At 73.1% G+C, this 19,843-nt stretch carries 16 protein-coding genes and 1 riboswitch; of the genes, 9 read left to right on the top strand and 7 right to left on the bottom strand.

Annotation, left to right across the window (positions count from 1 at the left end):
- Positions 1–2 precede the first annotated feature (2 nt).
- On the bottom strand, positions 3–368 hold the full coding sequence (locus AC1DP1_RS08435; RefSeq protein WP_477506484.1) for a response regulator: 366 nt from the start codon (positions 366–368) through the stop codon (positions 3–5).
- Positions 369–502: 134 nt separating this feature from the next.
- On the opposite strand from AC1DP1_RS08435, the gene AC1DP1_RS08430 reads away from it, so the two are divergent.
- From AC1DP1_RS08430 to AC1DP1_RS08420, 3 genes are all read left to right on the top strand, one after another.
- Positions 503–2,479: an ATP-binding protein gene (locus AC1DP1_RS08430; RefSeq protein WP_477506483.1), complete on the top strand. Its 1,977-nt coding sequence runs from the start codon at positions 503–505 to the stop codon at positions 2,477–2,479.
- A 65-nt stretch (positions 2,480–2,544) separates the two neighbouring features.
- On the top strand, positions 2,545–3,546 hold the full coding sequence (locus AC1DP1_RS08425) for a hypothetical protein (protein ID WP_477506482.1): 1,002 nt from the start codon (positions 2,545–2,547) through the stop codon (positions 3,544–3,546).
- A gap of 7 nt (positions 3,547–3,553) precedes the next feature.
- On the top strand, positions 3,554–5,236 hold the full coding sequence (locus AC1DP1_RS08420) for a hypothetical protein (protein ID WP_477506481.1): 1,683 nt from the start codon (positions 3,554–3,556) through the stop codon (positions 5,234–5,236).
- Between the two features lie 12 nt (positions 5,237–5,248).
- On the opposite strand, the gene icmF is transcribed toward AC1DP1_RS08420, so the two are convergent.
- The 3 genes from icmF to AC1DP1_RS08405 all read right to left on the bottom strand — a co-directional run bounded on the left by icmF (position 5,249) and on the right by AC1DP1_RS08405 (position 9,822).
- A complete protein-coding gene (icmF, locus tag AC1DP1_RS08415) occupies positions 5,249–8,473 on the bottom strand; it encodes a fused isobutyryl-CoA mutase/GTPase IcmF (protein WP_477506480.1) in 3,225 nt (1,074 codons plus the stop codon).
- Positions 8,474–8,566: 93 nt separating this feature from the next.
- The gene (locus AC1DP1_RS08410) at positions 8,567–9,055 is read right to left on the bottom strand and encodes a MarR family winged helix-turn-helix transcriptional regulator (protein ID WP_477506479.1); all 489 of its coding nucleotides are present in this window, start codon (positions 9,053–9,055) and stop codon (positions 8,567–8,569) included.
- Positions 9,056–9,066: 11 nt separating this feature from the next.
- Positions 9,067–9,822, bottom strand: coding sequence for a helical backbone metal receptor (locus AC1DP1_RS08405; protein WP_477506478.1), 756 nt, complete (start codon positions 9,820–9,822; stop codon positions 9,067–9,069).
- 87 nt (positions 9,823–9,909) lie between these two features.
- On the opposite strand from AC1DP1_RS08405, the gene AC1DP1_RS08400 reads away from it, so the two are divergent.
- Complete coding sequence (locus AC1DP1_RS08400) at positions 9,910–11,043, top strand: aldehyde dehydrogenase family protein (protein ID WP_477506477.1); 1,134 nt, start codon at positions 9,910–9,912, stop codon at positions 11,041–11,043.
- A 16-nt stretch (positions 11,044–11,059) separates the two neighbouring features.
- On the opposite strand, the gene AC1DP1_RS08395 is transcribed toward AC1DP1_RS08400, so the two are convergent.
- From AC1DP1_RS08395 to AC1DP1_RS08385, 3 genes are read right to left on the bottom strand one after another with little or no spacing between them, the layout of a single operon-like run.
- Positions 11,060–11,707 carry a hypothetical protein gene (locus tag AC1DP1_RS08395; RefSeq protein WP_477506476.1) on the bottom strand — a complete coding sequence of 216 codons (648 nt, stop codon included), beginning with the start codon at positions 11,705–11,707 and terminating at the stop codon, positions 11,060–11,062.
- A gap of 56 nt (positions 11,708–11,763) precedes the next feature.
- Positions 11,764–12,210, bottom strand: coding sequence for a GNAT family N-acetyltransferase (locus tag AC1DP1_RS08390; protein ID WP_477506475.1), 447 nt, complete (start codon positions 12,208–12,210; stop codon positions 11,764–11,766).
- Positions 12,207–13,106, bottom strand: a complete 900-nt coding sequence (locus AC1DP1_RS08385; protein WP_477506474.1) for an alpha/beta hydrolase — start codon at positions 13,104–13,106, stop codon at positions 12,207–12,209. Before AC1DP1_RS08385 ends, AC1DP1_RS08390 begins: the two co-directional genes overlap by 4 nt.
- A gap of 32 nt (positions 13,107–13,138) precedes the next feature.
- A riboswitch (TPP riboswitch) is annotated at positions 13,139–13,248 on the top strand.
- Here AC1DP1_RS08385 and AC1DP1_RS08380 point away from each other — a divergent pair.
- The 5 genes from AC1DP1_RS08380 (at position 13,239) to AC1DP1_RS08360 (ending at position 19,842) form a co-directional block, all read left to right on the top strand.
- Positions 13,239–14,336: a thiamine ABC transporter substrate-binding protein gene (locus tag AC1DP1_RS08380; RefSeq protein WP_477506473.1), complete on the top strand. Its 1,098-nt coding sequence runs from the start codon at positions 13,239–13,241 to the stop codon at positions 14,334–14,336. It overlaps the preceding riboswitch by 10 nt.
- Positions 14,333–16,024 (top strand): ABC transporter permease, encoded by a 1,692-nt coding sequence (locus AC1DP1_RS08375; protein ID WP_477506472.1) that lies wholly within the window; start codon positions 14,333–14,335, stop codon positions 16,022–16,024. The genes AC1DP1_RS08380 and AC1DP1_RS08375 overlap by 4 nt, the downstream gene beginning before the upstream one ends.
- A gap of 1 nt (position 16,025) precedes the next feature.
- Entirely contained in the window at positions 16,026–17,021 is a 996-nt protein-coding gene (locus AC1DP1_RS08370; protein WP_457188471.1) for an ABC transporter ATP-binding protein, read from the top strand.
- Positions 17,022–17,048: 27 nt separating this feature from the next.
- Positions 17,049–18,095, top strand: coding sequence for a phosphatase PAP2 family protein (locus tag AC1DP1_RS08365; RefSeq protein WP_477506471.1), 1,047 nt, complete (start codon positions 17,049–17,051; stop codon positions 18,093–18,095).
- A gap of 226 nt (positions 18,096–18,321) precedes the next feature.
- Positions 18,322–19,842 (top strand): C40 family peptidase, encoded by a 1,521-nt coding sequence (locus tag AC1DP1_RS08360; protein WP_477506470.1) that lies wholly within the window; start codon positions 18,322–18,324, stop codon positions 19,840–19,842.
- Position 19,843: the final 1 nt, after the last annotated feature.

Raw genomic sequence — 19,843 nt, 5'->3', positions numbered from 1 at the left:
GCTCAGCCCGCCCCGCTCCCCATGCCGGGCACGGCGAGCAGGGTGTCGACGGCGGTGAGGAACTCGCCCCGGTTGAACGGCTTCGGCAGGAAGTGTCGGTGCTCGTCACCGACGTCGAGGTCGCCCGACATGATGAGCACCTTGGTGGACGGGCTGGTGCGGCGCAGCTCGTCGGCGACCGCGAGGCCGGTCATCCGCGGCATGTGGTGGTCGATGACGACGAGGTCGAAGCTCTCCGTCGCCGTGTGCGCGAGGACCTCGGCGCCGTCCCCGGCGGTGGTCACGACGTGGCCGGCACGCTCGAGCACGTGGCCGATGAAGTCGCGGATGTCGGGCTCGTCGTCCGCGACGAGGCTGCGCAGGGCCATGGGACCGAGTGTGGACCCCCGGGGGTGCTGGTGTCCCGCCGTGGCGCGATTCTGGGGCGGATGTGAGCGGATCGTGAGGTCTGGGGTGCGCCGAACCTCGCTCGGGGGACTGTGAGCGGCCTTAGTCTTTGCGCATGACGAGGGCCCTGTCGCCGGCGCGGGCCGCAGCCTTCGCCACGGCGTACGCCCTGCTGACCCTCATCGGGCGGGCCACCGCCACGGAGGGCCAGGTCGTCAGCCTCATCTGGCCGGGCTCGGGTGTCGCCCTCCTCTGGCTGCTCGCCGAGTCGCCGCGCCACGTCCTGCGCGTGCTCGTCCCGCTGATGGCCATCCACTTCGGCGTGGTCCTCGCGACCGGGGTGTCGCCGCTCCTCGGCTTCTTCGGGGCTGCGTCGGTGACGCTGCAGACCGCCGTCACCGGACTGCTGCTGCGGCGCTGGTGCCCGACGATGCTCGGCGCCGGTGGTACCGCCAGCATCCGCTCGCCGCGCAACCTGGCGGCCATGGCGGGGGCAGCGGCCATCGGCTGCGCCCTGGGTGCGGCGATCGGGACGCTCGGGGTGTGGCTCGACGACGCGCCGGTGACGGTCCTGACCCCTCTTGCCTGGTTCGCCCGGCACGTCGCCGGCGTCCTCACCGTCGGTGCCGTCGGTCACCTGGCCTGGGAGTGGCGCACCCAGACGATCCCGGACCGTGTCCACGGTGGCTCGCGCACCGAGTGGGTGACGCTCTGGGTCGTCTCGGTCACCGCGACGGTCCTGCTGTTCGTGCAGCCCTACCCGGTCGTCTTCCTCGTCATCGGCTTCGCGGTGTGGTCGGCCGCCCGGTTCCCGACGTTTCCCGCCGCGCTGCACTGCCTGGTCCTCGGCGGCATCGCGCTCTGGCTGAGCCTCACCGGGCACGGCCCGTTCGACGCGATCAAGGACCCGGTGGCTGAGGTGCTGGTCTCGCAGCTCTTCATGGTCGCCGTGCTGCTCACCGGCCTGGCGGTGGGCGCGCTCGGTGACCGGGTCGACGAGTCGTACGCCGCCGCGACCGCGGCCCGCGCAGAGTCGGCCGAGCAGGCCGAGCTGCTCGCCGAGATGACCGAGAGCATGGACGAGGGGCTCGTCGTGCTCGACGCCGACGGCGGCGTCGAGCGCAGCAACGGCGCCAGCCGGCGGCTGGCGCACCGGGTGAGCCTGGCGACCACCGACGCCGAGGCGCTGGCCGAGCTGGTCGGCCTGCTGCTGGACCCCGACCCGTCCGCCACCGGCGCGATGCGTGCCGAGCTGGGCGTCGGCGACGTCGTCATCTCGTTGAGCAGCGGTGAGGAGGTCGTCCTCGCCGTCTCCCGCGCGACGCTCTCCCGTGCGAGCGGTCGCGCCGGCGTCCTGCTCGTGCTGCGCGAGGTGACCGAGCACCGCTCCGGCCTGCGGCCGCTCGCGGGCTTCGCGTCGACGGCCGCCCACGACCTGCGCGGTCCGCTCTCGGCGATCCGCTCCTGGGTCGGCCTGGCAGCCGACGACCTCGAGCCCGAGTCCCCGGCCGCTGAGCCGCTGCGCCGCGCCGAACGGGCGTCGGAGCAGATGGGGGAGCTCATCGGCGACCTGCTCGAGCACGCCCTCGCGGAGTCGGGTGAGCTCGCCGCCCGCGAGGTGCCGCTGACCGGCCCCGACGGGGTGCTGGACCAGGTCTCCGGGCTGCTCGGCCCCGACGACGTGCTCATCGCTGATCCCGACCTGCCGTCGGTGCGCGCCGACCCGGTGGCGCTGCGGCAGCTGTTCGGCAACCTGGTCGGCAACGCGGTGAAGTACGCCCGGCCCGGCGAGCCCGCGACCATCGCCGTCCGCGCGCGGCGCAAGGGATCGCGCGTCGTGGTCGAGATCGAGGACCGCGGCGTCGGGGTCGAGGACTCCGAGCGGTCGCTGATCTTCCAGCGCTTCCACCGCAGCGGCGCCGTACGCGCGCACTTCCGGGGGACCGGGATGGGGCTCTCGATCTGCCAGACCATCGTGCAGCGCCACGGCGGCACCATCGAGTGCCTCACGACCCCGCCGGGGAGCGGGACGGTCTTCCGGTTCGACCTGCCGGCGGCCGAGCCCGCCCTCGGCGGTCCGACCCCCGGCTGACCGACGCCGCCGGCCCGTCCGAGGTGGGAGGTTTCGACCGCTCGCTCCCGTGGCACGATCTCACCGTGAGGTCTTCGGGGGCGGCGGTCTGCGGCGTGCTGCTGCTCGGCGCGCTGGTGACCGGGTGCACCGACGACGCGGACGGGTCCGCCGGGCCCGCGGGCCGGGTGGACGACGGGTCATGGCGCACCAGCACGGCGCCGGTCGACGCGTCCGGCCTGTCCTGGGCCGTCGGCTCGACGGTCCACCTCGCGGACGGCACCACCGTGGACACGGGCCGCCCGCCGCGGGCCTACGTCGTTGCGGGTGACGGGGTGTACTTCGTGCCGGCCGAGGATGACGCATCCGCCGGCGACTCGGCGTTCACCGGCGCGGACCTGTGGTTCGTGCGCCCGGGAGCGGACCCGGGGTCGACCGGGCTCGAGGTCGCCGGGACGGGCCTTGCCCGCACGCCCGACGGGTCACGCCTCGTGGTGCTCGACCCGGACTACGACGAGGGCACCGCAGTGATGCGGTTCCTCGACCTGCCGTCCGGCGAGGAGACCACGTCCGAGGACGGGATGGACACCTCCGGCATCGACGACCCGGTCGACCACCTGCTGGAGGCGGAGGTGGAGATCCTCGCCGTCGACGACGAGCGCGTGCGCGCCCGCGTCATCGAGGGCGAGGAGGTCTACGACCTCCGCACCGGAGAGGGTGCGCCTGCGAGACACGACGAGCCTCCCCTCGTGCGTGATCCGCTGACCAGCCCCGACGGGACGTGGCGCATCGAGAAGCCCGACTCGGGCCCCGACCGTGTCGTCGACGCCGACGGACGGGCCGTCGACCTCCAGGTCCCGCAGGAGCGGTGGAACCTGTCCTGGTGGGCCGACGCCGACACCGTGGTCGGCACCGTGATCACCGGACCGGGCACGGGCAAGAAGACCACCGAGGGCGACACGGTCACCCTCCTGTCGTGCGCGGTCGCCACCGGTGAGTGCACGGTTCACGAGGGCTCGGCCGGCGAGACCGTGCTGTTCCCGCTGCGGTCCTCCGTGGCCGCGATCATGCTCCAGGGCGGGGAGTGACGAGGCGATGACCGATCCGGAGATCGAGCACCGGCGGCTGGTGTCGGGCGATGCCGCCTCCGTGCGTGGGGTGGTCGACGCCCTCGACGGCGTCCTGCACACGATGGTCGGCGTGCGGCAGGACCTCGCCGCCGCTGCGGAGGTCCCGGTCTGGTCGGGACTGGCCGCGATGGCGTTCGCCGTCCGGGCCGCGGGCCTGCGGCAGGGACTGGGGGTGACCCGCGCGACGCTGGTCCGCGGGCGCGGGGCCCTGGAGACGGCCGCCTCGGCCTACGAGTCCGCCGAGGACCAGGCCGATCACTACATCTCCTTCTGGCGAAACCGGCCCTCGGGGCTGCCGCCGGCGATCGAGGAGATCTTCGCCCGCGTGGTCAACGCCCGCCTGCTGTCGGTCGGCTCCTCCTACAACCATCAGCTCGCCGGGGTCGAGGCGGTCCTGCGCGGCGAGGACGTCGACCTCGACGACCTCGACGACGAGACCCGCACGTGGGTCGAGGAGGGGATGGCGAAGAACGAGGAGTGGCTCGAGGGCAACGCCAGCGAGCTCGGGCCGATCATCCCCAACACCGCGGCCACGGGCGACGGCAGGGGTTGGATCCCGCAGGGCCTGGGCTACGACCCGGTGACCGGGACGCTGCTCCAGTCCTACTACACGAAGGACGTCGAGGGGCACGGCGATGCGTCCTACCTCGCCCTGATCGACGAGGCGACCGGCGCCGAGGTCGGCGAGGTGACCCTCGGCGACACCCATCTCGATGCGGACGGCAACCCCGTCAGCGGCGGCAAGCCCACGCACGCCGGCGGTGTCAGCGTGCGCGGCGACGACGTCTACGTCGTCGACAACGGCGAGGTCTACACCTACTCCCTCGCAGCCCTGCAGGCCGCGTCGCACGGCGAGACCGTCCCGCAGAAGGCGCCCCCGCAGACCGGCCTCGACGGCGGGTCGTACTCCGCGGTCAAGGGCGGGAGGCTCTACCTCGGTGACCACGAGAAGGACGAGCTCCACGTCTACGAGCAGGACTCCTCCGGGCAGTGGGTGAAGGTCGAGACCGTCGACACGCCGCCCCACTGCCAGGGCGTCCTGGTCCGCGACGGGGAGTACGTCTTCAGCGCCTCCTCGGGCCGCCACGAGGACCACAGCCAGCTCTACGTGCAGGACCTCGACGGCAACCGCAGCGAGCCCTACGACCTGCCGAGCATGTCGCAGGGCGTGGTCGAGGTCGACGGCCAGCTCGTCGTGACCTACGAGTCGGGAGCCGAGGAGTTCGACCACGCGATCACTGGGACCTCTGGCTGGTGGTGGCTTCGCGACGACTACGGCGACCTCTGGGCCAACCCCCACATGACCCGCACCCCGCTGTCCGAGCTGGGTCTTTCGGAGGACGTCGACGTGGAGCCCGGCACCCTGCTGGGTGCGGCCGCCGAGCTCTCTGCGCTCGTCGGGCCCGTGAAGGCCGCGGCCGACGAGGTCCGCGGCCTGCGGGTCCCGGGTGGGGCGCTCGGCGAGGTGCCACGCGCCGCCACGCTCGCCGCGACGGTCGAGGGCCTGCTGGGTGCTGCCGCGAGCAGCCTGGGCACGGGCGCCAGCGCGATCTCGGCGGCGGCGGAGCTGCTCACGACGACCTCGCACGACTACGCACGGACCGACGACCACGTGGCCGTCGGCTTCCGGGGCGTCACGCCCGGCTGAGCCGCCACCGCCTCACACGTTGCGGCGGTACTGGCCCCCGACCTCGAAGAACGCCTCGGTGACCTGCTGGAGCGAGCAGACGCGAGCGGCGTCCATCAGCACGGCGAAGACGTTGTCGCCCGAGATGGCGGCGTCCTTGAGCCGGGCGAGCGCCTCCTGCGCCTCGGCGCCGTGCTCGGCCTGGAAGCCGCGCACGCGGGCGAGCTGCGACTCCTTCTCGGACTCGGTCGCCCGGGCCAGCTCGACCTCCTTGGGCTGCGCGTCGGCGGCCGACTCCTTGACGAAGGTGTTCACGCCGATGATCGGCAGCGAGCCGTCGTGCTTGCGGTGCTCGTAGAGCATCGACTCGTCCTGGATCCGGCCGCGCTGGTAGCCCGTCTCCATCGCGCCGAGCACGCCGCCGCGCTCGTTGATCGAGTCGAACTCGGCCAGCACGGCCGCCTCGACGAGGTCGGTGAGGTCGTCGATGACGTAGGAGCCCTGGAGCGGGTTCTCGTTCATCGCCAGGCCCCACTCGCGGTTGATGATCAGCTGGATCGCCAGCGCGCGGCGCACCGACTCCTCGGTCGGGGTCGTCACCGCCTCGTCGTACGCGTTGGTGTGGAGGCTGTTGGCGTTGTCGTAGATCGCGATGAGCGCCTGCAGCGTGGTGCGGATGTCGTTGAAGTCCATCTCCTGCGCGTGCAGCGACCGACCGCTCGTCTGGACGTGGTACTTCAGCTTCTGCGAGCGCTCCGAGGCGCCGTACTTCTCCTTCATCGTGACCGCCCAGATGCGGCGGGCGACGCGGCCGAGGACGCTGTACTCCGGGTCCATTCCGTTGGAGAAGAAGAACGACAGGTTGGGCGCGAAGTCGTCGATCTTCATGCCGCGCGCGAGATAGGCCTCGACGTAGGTGAAGCCGTTGGCGAGGGTGAAGGCGAGCTGGCTGATGGGGTTCGCCCCGGCCTCGGCGATGTGGTAGCCGGAGATCGACACCGAGTAGAAGTTGCGCACCTGCTGCTCGATGAACCACTCCTGGATGTCCGCCATCATCCGCAGGCAGAACTCCGTGGAGAACAGCGCCGTGTTCTGGCCCTGGTCCTCCTTGAGGATGTCGGCCTGCACGGTGCCGCGGACGTTGGCGAGGGCGTACGCCGCCACGCTCGCGCGCTCCTCGGCCGACGGCTCGCGGCCCTCCCGCTCGCGGAACGCCTCGATCTGCTGGTCGATGGCGGTGTTGAGGAAGAACGCCAGGACGGTGGGGGCGGGGCCGTTGATGGTGAGGGACACCGACGTCGTCGGGGCGACGAGGTCGAAGCCGTCGAAGAGCTCCTTCATGTCGTCGAGCGTCGCCACGCTGACGCCGGACGTGCCGACCTTGCCGTAGACGTCGGGGCGCGGGTCGGGGTCGCGGCCGTAGAGAGTCACCGAGTCGAACGCCGTCGACAGGCGGGTCGCGTCGTTGCCCTCGGAGAGGATCTTGAAGCGGCGGTTGGTGCGCGCGGGATCGCCCTCGCCGGCGAACATCCGCGCCGGGTCCTCGTTGTCGCGCTTGAACGGGAAGACGCCGGCGGTGAAGGGGAAGTAGCCGGGCAGGTTCTCGTTGCGCCAGAAGCGCACGAGCTCGCCGTGGTCGGTGAAGCGGGGGAGCGCGACGCGCGGGATCTTGTTGCCGCTCAGCGACTCCCGGGTCAGCTTGGTGGTGATCTCGCGGTCGCGCACCACCACGACCTGCTCGTCGCCGGAGTAGGACTCCACGACGGCGGGCCAGCGCTCGACCTGGTCGGCCACCTCGTGCGGGACGGCCTTGCGCGCCTGCTCGAGGAGGGCGGCCACGCCGCCCGCGTCGCCGTCGGCCAGCTGGTCGGCGACGTACTGCACGCGCTGGAGGTTGCGCGCCGCCTCGGCCAGCTCTGTCGTACGACCGTGGTAGCCGCGGACGGTCTCGGTGATCTCCGAGAGGTAGCGGACGCGGTCGGCGGGCACGACCTGCCGGATGCCGGAGGAGTGGCGGACGTCGACGTGGGGGAGCGTGCCGTCGGTCACCTCGAGCCCGGCGCCGGCGAGCTCGGCGCGCAGGTGCTGGTAGAGCGCGGTGACGCCGTCGTCGTTGAAGGTCGCGGCGCTGGTGCCGAAGACCGGCATGTCGTGCGGCTGCTTGCCGAAGGCGCCGCGGTTGCGGACGAGCTGGCGGCCGACGTCGCGCAGCGCGTCCTTGGCGCCGCGGCGCTCGAACTTGTTGATCGCCACGCTGTCGGCGAAGTCGAGCATGTCGATCTTCTCGAGCTGCGAGGCGGCGCCGAACTCCGGCGTCATGACGTAGAGGGAGTGGTCGACCAGCGGCACGATGCCCGCGTCGCCCTGCCCGATGCCGGGGGTCTCGACGATGACGAGGTCGTTGCCGGCGGCCTTCATCACCGCGATCACGTCGGCGAGGTGCTCGGGAACCTCGTGCGCGCCGCGCGTGGCCAGCGAGCGGAAGAACACGCGGTCGCCGTCGAGGGAGTTGGCGCGGATCCGGTCGCCGAGCAGCGCGCCGCCGCCCTTGCGCCGGGTCGGGTCGACCGCGATGACCGCGATGCGGAGCTTGTCCTGCTGGTCGGTGCGGAAGCGGCGGACGATCTCGTCGGTGAGGCTCGACTTGCCCGAGCCGCCGGTGCCGGTGATCCCGAGCACGGGTACGACGCGGTTCGCGGCCGCGCGGCGTACGTCCTCGACCAGCGACTCGTCGAGGCGGCCGCCCTCGGCGCCGGTGATCGCGCGGGCGACGGCGAACCGGTCGCCCGAGAGCACCTGCTCGACCGTGACCTGGCGGTCGGCCCACAGGTCGACGTCGCAGTCGGCGACGACGGAGTTGATCATCCCGACGAGGCCCATCTTCTGGCCGTCCTCGGGGGAGAAGATCGTGACGCCGGAGTCGCGCAGCCGCTGGATCTCCTTCGGCACGATGACGCCGCCGCCACCGCCCACCACGCGCACGTGGCCCGCGCCCGCGGCGCGCAGCGACTCGACGAGGTACTCGAAGTACTCCACGTGGCCGCCCTGGTAGGACGACACCGCGACGCCCTGGACGTCCTCCTCCAGCGCGGCGTCGACGACCTCCTGCACCGAGCGGTTGTGGCCGAGGTGGATGACCTCGCAGCCCTGGCTCATGAAGATCCGCCGCATGATGTTGATCGAGGCGTCGTGGCCGTCGAACAGCGCGGACGCCGTGACGAGGCGGATCGGGTGCGTGGGGGTGTGGAGGTCGGCCATGAGCCGATAGTAGGACTTCCAACTAATACTCGCGAGTCACCAGGTTGTCCCCGGCGCGATCCCCGGATATCCGGGGAAGTTCCCCGCGCCAGCTCAGACGTCGCCCAGCCCCGACCGCAGGCCGGTCAGCCGGTCGGTGAGCTCGCGTACGGCGCCCTCGGGAAGCCCGGGGGTCTCGAAGACCTTGCGGTTGAGGGCGTGCGTGGCCTCCTCGACCGCGTCGCGGCCGGCGTCGGTCAGCACCGCGCGCACGACACGCTTGTCCTCGTCGCTGCGCACGCGCTCGACGTAGCCCTGGGCCACCAGGCGGTCGACCGCGCTGGTGACGCTGGTGGGGTGCACCTGCAGCAGCGACCCGAGCCGCGACATCGGCATCGCGGCGCCGCGGCTGAAGGACAGCAGCCGCAGCACCTCGTAGCGGGCGAACGTCAGCCCGCGCGGGCGCAGCACGGCGTCGATGCGCTCCATCAGCAGCTGCTGGGCGCGCACGACCGAGGTCACCATCGCCATCCCGTCGGCGGCATCGGCCCAGCCGTGGGCCACCCACTGCCGGTGGGCCTCGCTGATCGGGTCGCGCGTCATAGGACGGGAGGCTACCCAGCCAGGCCGGTCAGCACGGCGTGCGCCTCGACCATCGCCGGGCCGTACCACGTGAGCAGCCGCCCCGACACCAGCCGCGTCGGCGTGCGCAGCGCCTCGGGGCCGTCGTCGGCGGTGAAGACGTAGGGCTCGTCCGGGAGCAGCACGACGTCCGCGCCGGCGCCGTCGATGTCGTCCGGGGTCACCGTCGGGTAGCGCCCGTCCCTCGCTGCCGGACCGTGGGCAACCACGTTGGTCAGCCCGGCCCGGGTGAGGAGGTCGTCGGTGTAGGTCTGCGACCCGACGACCATCCACGGGTCGCGCCAGATCGGCACGGCGACGCGGAGGCGCGGGGCGGCGGGGGCGGACCACAGGGCGCGGGCATCGACCAGCCACGCGGGGTCCGGCAGCCCGAGGGCCTCGTGGAGCAGCCGTGACATCGAGTCGAGCGACTCCTCGACGGTCTCGATCCGCGTCACCCACACCGCGACACCGGCGTCGCGGAGTCGTCGTACGTCGAGCTCGCGGTTCTCCTCCTTGTTGGCCACGACGAGGTCGGGGGAGAGGGCCCGGATCGCCGCGAGGTCGGGGTTCTTGGTGCCGCGCACGCGGGCGACGTCGAGGTCCGCGGGGTGGGTGCACCAGTCGGTCGCACCGACGAGACGGTCGGGTGCCGTGACCGCGAGCGCCTCGGTCAGCGACGGCACGAGCGAGACCACCCGCGTCGCCGGCCCCGGCAGCGGTACGTCGGCCCCGAGGTCGTCGCGCATGTGCCCGAGGCTAGCCACCCCGTCGCACGGCGGGGTTCGCACCACCGGGTGAGGAGCGCCGGGTGGTCGGCGTGGTGGAGTTGTCCCATGAGCAAGCACGCCCGTCCCCGGGGGCTGCCGGTGGACGGCGTGGAGCGGCCCACGGCCGACGGCTGGACCTTCCCGGCGCGCAACCCCGCGACGGCGGAGCCGCTGTGGGACGTGCCCGACGCCGGGCCTGCCGACGCCCGCGACGCGGTCACCGCCGCGCGCCGCGCCTTCGACGCGACGCAGTGGAGCACCGACGCCGACCTGCGCGCCGACGCCGTACGACGTCTCGCCGCCGCGGTCGCCGAGCACGCCGACGACCTGGTCGCGCTGATGGCGGCCGAGACCGGGGTGCCGGTCGCGCTGCGGTCGGCCCACCTCGACGACGCGGTCGCCGCGATGGCGTCCGGGACGGCGTCCGACCCGCGGCGAGGACCGGCCGGCGTCACGGTCGTCGTCACGCCCGCCACCTCACCCCTGTCCGTCGCGCTCGCGGAGATCGGTCGCGTGCTCGCCGACGGCGGGACCGTCGTGCTGAAGCCCGCGCCGGAGGCCGCGACCGCCGCGCTCGAGCTCGGCCGGATCGCTCTCGACGTGCTGCCGCGAGGTGTGCTCAACGTCGTCACCACCCGCGACGTCGACGTCGCCATCGGGCTCAGCCTCGACGAGCGCGTCGACGCGGTCTCCCTCACCGGGTCGCCCTACGTGGCCGAGCGGATGCAGGTCGCCGGTGAGCGGGCCGGCAAGCGCGTCCGCCTCGACGTCGGCGGTCCGCGCGCCGTCCGGGTGGCCGACGACGCCGACCTCGCGGCGGTCGTCTCCGCGGCGGCGTACGACGTCGCAGCCAACGCCGGACAGGGCTGCGGGCTCCCGACGAGCGTCGTCGTGCCCGTGCACCGGCACGCCGAGGCGCTGCAGGCCGCCGTCGCCGGCATGGCGGACGTCGCCGTCGGTGACCCGACCGATCCCGCCACCCGGTGCGGGCCGCTGCGCTCGGTCGTCGCCCGCGACCGGGTGCGCCGCTACGTCGACCTCGGTCGTGCGGAGGGCGGCGACGTCGCCCTCGGCGGTCAGCCGCTCGACCGGCCCGGGTGGTGGTTCGCCCCGACGGTCGTCGGCGGCGTCGCCCCCGGCTCGCGGCTGGTCCGCGAGGAGGTGCTCGGCCCGGTGCTGATGGTGGTCCCGGCCGGCTGACCCGCGGGCGCGGCGCTCACTCCTCCTCGTCGAGGTGCGGGTCGGCGAGCAGGTACTGGGTGAGCTTCCCCTGGTGGGTGCGGTCGTGGTGGCGTACGGGCTCGGGGACCATGCGGCCCTCCGCGGCGTCCCAGAAGCGGTCGATGCGCCGGGCCACCGCCCGGGCGAGGTGACCCGCGACGCCCTGGTGCGGGATCCACGGGTGCGGGCGGGTGGGCGAGGCGAGCTCGGCGTGGTGGAGACGGGTGCCGAGGTCCTCGGTGCCGTGGTCCTCGTCGAGCAGCGCCTCGGCGAGCCGGAGCTCGAGCGTGCACACCGTGCCGAGCTCGCGGCGCACCTCCGCCCAGATCTCGGGCCACGGCCGGCTGACGGCGTAGGACGAGCCGTAGAGCCGGGCCTTCACCTGGCCGAGGGCCTCCTCGTAGGTGCGGCTCGCGGCGAGGTACTCGTGGGCGAGGTCGTGGCCCCCGGGGAGGTGGCGCACGAGGGGGGCGATCGCGTCGACCATCGCCGCGTTGTGGCGGCTGGCGATGGCGAGGAAGGTGTCGATCGCGGTGTAGTGGTCGCGGGGGTGACGCCGGTCGCCGCGCGCGCTGCTGGCCAGGTCGAGGCGGTACTGGAGGTCGTGGTGGGTCGTGGCGAGGTCGTGGGCGAGGGTGATCACGGCGATCATCTCCTTCGAAGAGCCGTGTCCCTCCAGTCTCGCTCGCCCGGCACCGATCACAAGGTGGAGGGATGCCCCTCGCGGGCCATCGGCACGTGCATGACGCCGTCCTCGTCGAACTCCGGACCCGTCACCACGAAGCCGTAGCCCTCGTAGAAGGTGGTGAGCCCGGTCTGGGCGTCGAGGCGCACCTCGCGGTCGCCGCAGAGGGCCATCGCCTCGTCCATCATCACGGCCGCCAGGCCACGCCCCCGGGCGGCCGGGGCGACCACCACGCGGCCGATCCGCGACCACCCGCCGTCGTCGAGCACGCGCAGGGTGCCGATCACCGCGTCCTCGTCGTCGAGGAGCACCAGGTGGCGGGTCGGGTCCTCGAGGTCACGGCCGTCGAGGTCGGGGTAGGGGCAGTCCTGCTCCACGACGAACACCTGCTGGCGCAGCCGCCACACGTCGTACGCCGTGCGCACTGGCAGCTCGTCGAAGCCGGCGACCAGCACCCTCACCGGAGGAACTCCGTCACCTGGCGGAAGGCGCGGGCGCTCTCGGGGACGAAGGGGAGCAGGCCGTAGACGTGGATCAGGTCCGGCTCCTCGATCGCGCTGAGGTCCCAGCCGGCCTCCGCGCCCCGACGCGCCAGCAGGCGGCAGCCGGGGGCGAGCAGGTCGCGCGTGCCGTAGAGCATCAGGGCCCGCGGCAGCCCGGTGAGGTCGCCGAGCGCGGGCGACACCTCGGGACGGTCGAGGCCGTCGGCCGACCCCGCCCACCACGCGGCGTACGCCTGCACCTTGCCGATGAACAGCCACGGGTCGATCGCGTCGGCGGCGAAGGTCTCCGGCGTCGAGGTGGTGAGGTCCACCCACGGCGCGTGCATCACGAGCGACGTCGCCTGCGCCAGTCCGCGGTCGCGCATCGACAGCGCCATCGACAGCGCGAGCCCGCCGCCGGCGGAGTCGCCGGCGAGCACCGCGCCGCCCTCCGAGCCCGCCCACCGCGCGGCGTCGTCGACGAGTGCGTCGTGGGAGTCCTTCCACGTGTGCTCGGGCGCGAGCGGGTAGTCGGGCATCACCACCCGGGCGCCGATCGCGTCGGCCAGGCGGGTGGCGTAGCGGACGTGGAAGGGGTCGATCGGCGCCATGTAGCCGCCGCCGTGCACGTAGTAGAGCGTCCGCGTCACCGGCCGGCCGCGCGGGGTGAGGACGTGGCACGGGAAGCCGATGTCGGTGACCGTGGCCTCCCACCGCTTCGCGAAGCGAGGGACCGCGCGGGTCGGCAGCGTCCGGTCGAGGGTGGCGTGCCAGGCCTCGACGCGTGCCCGCTCGGTCGGCTCGTCGTCGAGCTCGCGCGAGCGGCGCAGCGCGGGCACCAGGCGGGCGAGGAGGTCGTGGCGGCGGCTCGGCATGGGAGGCAGCGTAGGGGGAGGCTAGGGTTGGACCACGAAGACAGGGGAGCACGTGCAGGCGTGCTGAGAGTGCGGACCAGCCGCAGACCCTCCGAACCTGATCCGGTTAGCACCGGCGCAAGGGAGTCACACATGTTGCACGTACGCGTCCGCGCTGCCCTCACGGCCTCGAGCCTCGCCTCCGTGGCGGCGCTGTCCCTGGTGGGCTGCAGCCTCGCCGGGGGTGGCGGTGACGGGTCCACCGCCACCGAGCCGTCGGCCTCCTCCTCGGGGGCCGAGCAGGGCGGCGGCACCGTCGTCCTGGCCACCCACGAGTCCTTCCACCTTCCCAAGAAGCTGGTGAAGGCGTTCGAGACCGAGACCGGCTACGACCTCGAGGTCCGCGCCGCGGGCGACGCCGGCACGCTGGCCACCAAGCTCAGCCTCACCGCCGACAACCCGATCGCCGACGCGGCGTTCGGCATCGACAACACCTTCGCGTCCCGCCCGCTCGGCGAGGGCGCGTTCGCCGAGGTCACGACCACGGCGACTCCGCCGGCGGAGTACGCCCTGCCCGAGGGCGGCGACCGGCTGGTGCCGATCGACTCGGCCAACGTGTGCGTCAACGTCGACACCGCGTGGTTCGAGCAGGAGGGCCTCGAGCCGCCGCGCAGCCTCGAGGACCTCACCGACGACCGCTACCGCGACCTCTTCGTGACGCCGGGCGCCTCGACCAGCAGCCCCGGGATGGCCTTCTTCCTGGCGACGGTCGCCGCCTTCGGCGACTCGTGGCCCGACTACTGGACCGAGCTGCTCGACAACGGCACCAAGGTCGTCGACGGGTGGGAGGACGCCTACTACGGCGACTTCACCGCCGCCGCCGACAACGGCACCCGCTCGATCGTCGTGTCCTACGACTCCTCCCCGGCCTTCACCGTGAGCGGCGGCAGGACCACGACGGCGGCGCTGCTCGACACGTGCTTCCGGCAGGTGGAGTACGCCGGTGTGCTGGCGGGTGCCGACAACCCCGACGGCGCCGCGGCCCTGGTCGACTGGATGCTCACCGACGAGGTGCAGAGCGCGCTGCCGGAGTCGATGTACGTCTTCCCGGTGATGCCGGGCGCCACCGTCCCCGAGGACTGGGCCGAGTTCGCGCCGCAGCCGAGCGACCCCTTCGAGGTGGACCCCGCCGAGATCGACGCGAACCGCGAGCAGTGGCTGACCGACTGGACGGACGTCATCTCCCGGTGAGTCCCGCCACGTCCGGGCTCGTTCCTCGCCCGGCCACTCGACCACCGAGGGCTTCGCGCCGGATCGCCGGCCTGCTCGCCCTCGCGGCCGCGCCGGTCCTGGTGCTGGGCGTCCTCTTCGTCCTGCCGGTGGCCGGCATGGTGGCCGAGGGGTTCGTGGTGGACGGGCGCTTCGCGCCGGGCGCGGTGCTCGACGTCCTGGCGCGGCCCCGCGTGCACCGGGTCGCCTGGTTCACCGTGTGGACCTCCGGGCTCGCGACGCTGCTCGCGGTCGCCGTCGGGCTGCCGGCGGCGTACGCCCTGCACCGGCTCGCGCTGCCGGGCCGCACGGCGGTGCGCGCGGCGCTGCTCGTGCCGTTCGTGCTCCCGACGGTCGTCGTCGGCGTCGCCTTCCGCCAGCTGCTGGGGGAGGGCGGCCCGCTGGGGTTCCTCGGCCTCGACGGCACGCCGATCGCCATCGTCTGCGGGCTGGTCTTCTTCAACGTCGCCGTCGTGGTGCGCACCGTCGGGGTCGCGTGGGAGTCGCTCGACCCGCGGCCCGGGCAGGCCGCGGCTGCGTTGGGTGCCTCGCCGTGGCAGGTGCTGCGCACCGTGACCCTGCCGGCTCTGCGGCCCGCCATCGTCGGCTCCGCGAGCATCGTCTTCCTCTTCTGCGCGACCGCCTTCGGCATCGTGCTCACCCTCGGCGGGGTCCGCTACTCGACGGTCGAGACCGAGATCTACCTGCTCACCACCACCGTCTTCGACCTGCAGGCCGCGGCCGCGCTGTCCGTGCTGCAGATCGTGGTCGTCGTCGGCCTGCTCGCCCTGTCCGCACGGCTGCGGGCGACCCCGGACGCGACGGCCCAGCGCGTGGTGACGCCCGTGCGGGCCGTCCGCCGCTCCGACGTGCCCGTCGTCGTCGCGACGCTGCTGGTGCTGATGGCGATGCTCGTGCCGATCCTCACGCTCGTGCTCGGGTCGCTGAGCGTCGGCGACGGCTGGGGACTCGACAACTACCGTGCGCTCACCACAGCCGGCGACGACCAGGTCCTCCTCGTGCCGGTCACCGCCGCGCTCGCGACGAGCCTGCGCACCGCCGTCGACGCCATGTGGATGGCGCTCCTGGTCGGCGGCGTCGTGTCGCTGATCGTCACGCGCCGCTCGCACTCGGTCGGCGAGCGGCGCGTGCGCTCGACCCTCGACGGCTTCTTCATGCTGCCCCTGGGCGTGAGCGCGGTGACGCTCGGCTTCGGCTGGTTGATCACCCTCGACGAGCCGCCGCTCGACCTCCGCGACTCGCCGCTGCTCGTGCCGATGGCCCAGGCGCTGGTCGCCCTGCCGCTCGTCGTGCGCACCCTCGCCCCCGTGCTGGGCGGCATCGACGACCGGCAGCGCCAGGCCGCCGCCTCGCTGGGCGCCTCCCCGTGGCGGACGCTGCTCACCGTCGACCTGCCGGTGGTCTGGAAGCCGATGCTCGCCGCCTGCGGCTTCGCCTTCGCGGTGTCGCTGGGGGAGTTCGGCGCGACGTCCTTCCTGGCCCGCGACACCAACCCGACCCTGCCGGTCGTGATCTTCCGGCTGATCGGGCATCCCGGCGAGATGAACTACGGCATGGCCCTGGCCGCCTCGGTCGTGCTCGCCGTCGTCACGGCCGTCGTGGTCCTGGCCGTCGAGCGCCTGCGCGTGCCGGGTGTGGGAGCGTTCTGAGGTGCTGGCCCTGCGGGACGTGACCGTGCGCTACGGCGACACCGCGGCCGTCGACGACGTGTCGCTCGAGCTCGCATCGGGACAGGTGCTCGCCGTGCTCGGCCCCTCGGGCTGCGGGAAGTCCACCCTGCTGCGCGCCGTCGCGGGCCTCGAGCCGCTCGCGTCCGGCTCGATCGCGTGGGACGGCGCCGACCTGGCCGGCACGCCCACCCACAAGCGCGGCTTCGCGCTGATGTTCCAGGACGGCCAGCTCTTCGCCCACCTGACCGTCGCCCGCAACGTCGCCTATGCGCTCCGGCTCCGTCGTACGCCGTCGGCGCGCGTCGCCGCGCGGGTGCGCGAGCTGCTCGACCTCGTCGGGCTTTCGGGGTACGACGACCGGCTTCCCGGCACGCTGTCCGGGGGAGAGCGGCAGCGGGTCGCCCTCGCCCGGGCGCTGGCCGTCGAGCCGCGGCTGATCCTGCTCGACGAGCCGCTGTCGGCGCTCGACGCCTCCCTGCGCGAGCGGCTGGCCGGCGACCTGCGGTCGATCCTGCACGCGGCGGGGACGACCGCCCTGCTGGTCACCCACGACCACGAGGAGGCCTTCGCGCTGGCCGACCGGCTGGCCGTGATGCGTGGCGGGCGCGTCGTGCAGCACGGCGCGATCGACGAGGTGTGGCGCGAGCCGGTMGACGAGGAGACCGCCCTGTTCCTCGGCTACGCGCGGGTGGTGCGCGACGATGCTGCGCACCGCGTGCTGGCCGCCGCCGCGCTGCCGCCGGCGTACGCCGTCGCGCTCCGCCGCTCCGCCCTGGTCGTCGACGACGCCGGCTCCCTGCACGCCGTCGTGGAGTCCGCACGCGTGACACCGGAGCTGGTCCGGCTGGTCGTCCGCGTCGAGGGCGTCGGCATCGTGGACGCCGTCGCTCCGCTCGGCGGCCGGGTGGCCCCCGGCGACGAGGTGTCGCTGCGCGTCGACGTGACACGTCTCGCTGTGCTGCCGATCACCCGGTGACGGTGCCGCGTCCCTAGACTGGCCCCCGTGTACAGACCGGCCTATGCCCTGCTCGTGGGAGTCGCCGCCACCATGGGCGCGCTGGCTGTCACGGCTGCGCTCGTGCTCGACCGCCCTCTGGTCGACCCGGAGGGCTTCCTCGGTCCGTCGTGGCTGCGGCTGCCCCTGCTGATCCTCGGCGCGTTCCTGCTCGACATCCTGCCCCGGACGCTGTGGTACTCGCGGATGAACCCAGCGCTGATGCGCGACATCGCGCACACGCGGATCCGCGAGCACTGGGACCGCGAGCGCATCACCCTGGTGGTGCTCGGGCTCGTGTCCTTCTACATCACCTACGTCTGCTACCGGAACCTCAAGTCGTTCCTCCCCTTCATCATGGGCGAGGACAAGTACGACCGCGAGCTGCACCTGGTCGACCGCGCGCTGATGTTCGGCCACGAGCCGGCGACGATCCTGCACACGGTCTTCGGCACCGGGTTCTCCGCCCACATCCTGTCCACGATCTACCTGTGGTTCCTGCCGCTCGTGCCGCTGGCGCTCGCCGCCTGGCTGGTGTGGTCGCGCAACATCACCTTCGGCTACTGGTTCGCCACCTCGCAGTGCCTGGCCTGGTCGCTCGGCACCGCGTCCTACTTCGCGCTGCCGACCCTCGGTCCCGGCTTCCAGTACAGCTACCTCTACGCAGACCTCCCGGACACCGGGTCGAGCGCGTTGATGGAGTCCCTGTTCTACGGACGCAAGGGGGTGATCCGCGACGGCGCGGAAGGAGCCGTGCAATCCGTGGCCGGCTTCGCCTCGCTCCACGTCGCGATCACCCTGCTCGTCGCGCTGATGGTGCAGTACACGCTCCGCAACAAGGTCCTGCACATCGTGTTCTGGACCAACTTCGCCATCACCGTCGTGGCGACTCTCTACTTCGGCTGGCACTACATCGCCGACGACCTCGCCGGCGTCGTGATCGCCCTCTTCTCCTTCTGGCTCGGCGGGCTCGCGAGCGGGCAGAAGTTCGATCGACATGGCTTGGCGAGCCATCCGACCTCGACGACCAGCCAGGTTCCCGTCGACGCCGAGTGACCGGCGTACGCCCTCGTCCCTCGTTGCCCGCGCGATCCCCRGATATCCGGGGAACCTCCCCGGCGTGCGCATAGAACTACATCCATGTAGTTCGCAAGTCGACACGCCGGGCGAAGGTGAAAAAGTTGAGGAAACTGTTCCCAGTGTGACGAAAGTTCACTAACGTGCCTCGAGTTGCCCGTGCGAAGGGGAAGTCGCACGGGCCCGAGACCACCCAGGGAGCCCCGTGCCCGTCGCAGCACCGCACGACCACGAGCCACGACGGCGTACGACGTCGCGCTGGGCGAGCGCGGTCGTCCTCGTCGCCGGCCTGGCCGTCGGCGGCGGGCACGCGGCGTACGCCGACGACGACCCGACGCCCAGCGAGTCCGACGTCGCGGCCGCGAAGGACCGCGCCGACGCCAAGGGGCGCGGCGTCGCCACCGTGCAGGCCGACCTGATCCGCGCCAACCTCGCGCTCGAGACCGCCGGTGACCGCGCCGCCCAGGCCGCCGAGGCGTGGAACGGCGCCCGCTGGCGTGCCGAGCAAGCGCGGGCCGACGCTGACGAGGCCGAGGACGCCGCCGAGGCAGCGCGCGAGGACGTCGAGTCGCAGCGCGAGCTCTACGCCGCGACGGTCGTGCAGTCCTACGAGGACGGCACCCAGGTGCAGGGACTCTCGGCGATCGTCGAGGCCGACGGGGTCGAGTCGCTGATCGACCGCACGGTGACGATGGGCAACACCTCCGACGCGCTCAACCACCAGTACGACTCCTTCCTGGCCTCGTCGGCCGTCGCCGACGTCACCGCCTCGACCGCCACCCAGGCCTCCGAGCGGGCCGAGGTCGCCGAGGCGGAGGCCGAGGAGGCGTACGCCGCCGCCGGGGCCGCCGAGGCCACCGCCGGTGCCGAGGCGCAGTCGGTGTCCGCCACGAAGGCCGACCTGATCGCCGAGCTCGCCGAGCTCGAGGGGATCAGCGTCCGCCTGGCCGAGAAGCGGCAGTCCGCGCTCGAGCGGGAGGCCGCCGAGGCGGCGGCCGCCGCAGCCCAGGCGCAGGCCGCGGCCCAGGCTGAGGCGCAGGCCGAGGCGGACGCCCAGGCGCAGGCCCAGGCGGAGCAGGAGCAACAGTCCACGCCGACGCCGACGCCGACGCCGACGCCAACTCCGACCAGCACGCCGACCACGGAGCCCACGCCCACACCCACGCCGTCCGCGACGCCTACGCCTACGCCTACGCCTACCGAGACGCCGACGGCGACCCCCACGCCGACCCCAGCGCCGACAGCGACCCCGACCCCGGCTCCGACCCCGGTACCGACTCCCACCGCGCCGCCCAGCACGCCGCCCACCACGCCGCCCACCACGCCGCCCACCCCGCCGCCCACCCCGCCCCCGCCGGCGTCGACCGGTACCGCGGCCGTGATCGCCTTCGCCGCCGCACAGATCGGCGAGCCGTACAAGTGGGGCGCCTCGGGCCCGAACGCCTGGGACTGCTCGGGCCTCACCGCGGGCGCGTGGGCGGCGGCCGGCAAGGCGCTGCCGCACTACTCGGTCGCGCAGTACACCCAGTCGACGAAGATCACCGCCGGTCAGCTCGCACCGGGAGACCTGGTCTTCTGGGGGTCCTCGAGCAGCCCGGGCTCGATCTACCACGTCGCCCTCTACATCGGCGACGGCCAGATCATCCACGCTCCGCGCACGGGCCGGCCGGTGAGCCAGGAGTCGATGTACTACTGGCGGGCGCCGAACTTCTTCGCCCGCCCCTGAT

The organism is Nocardioides sp. P4_G10 (genome assembly GCF_056401175.1).
This window is presented reverse-complemented; position numbering and strand designations above follow the sequence as displayed.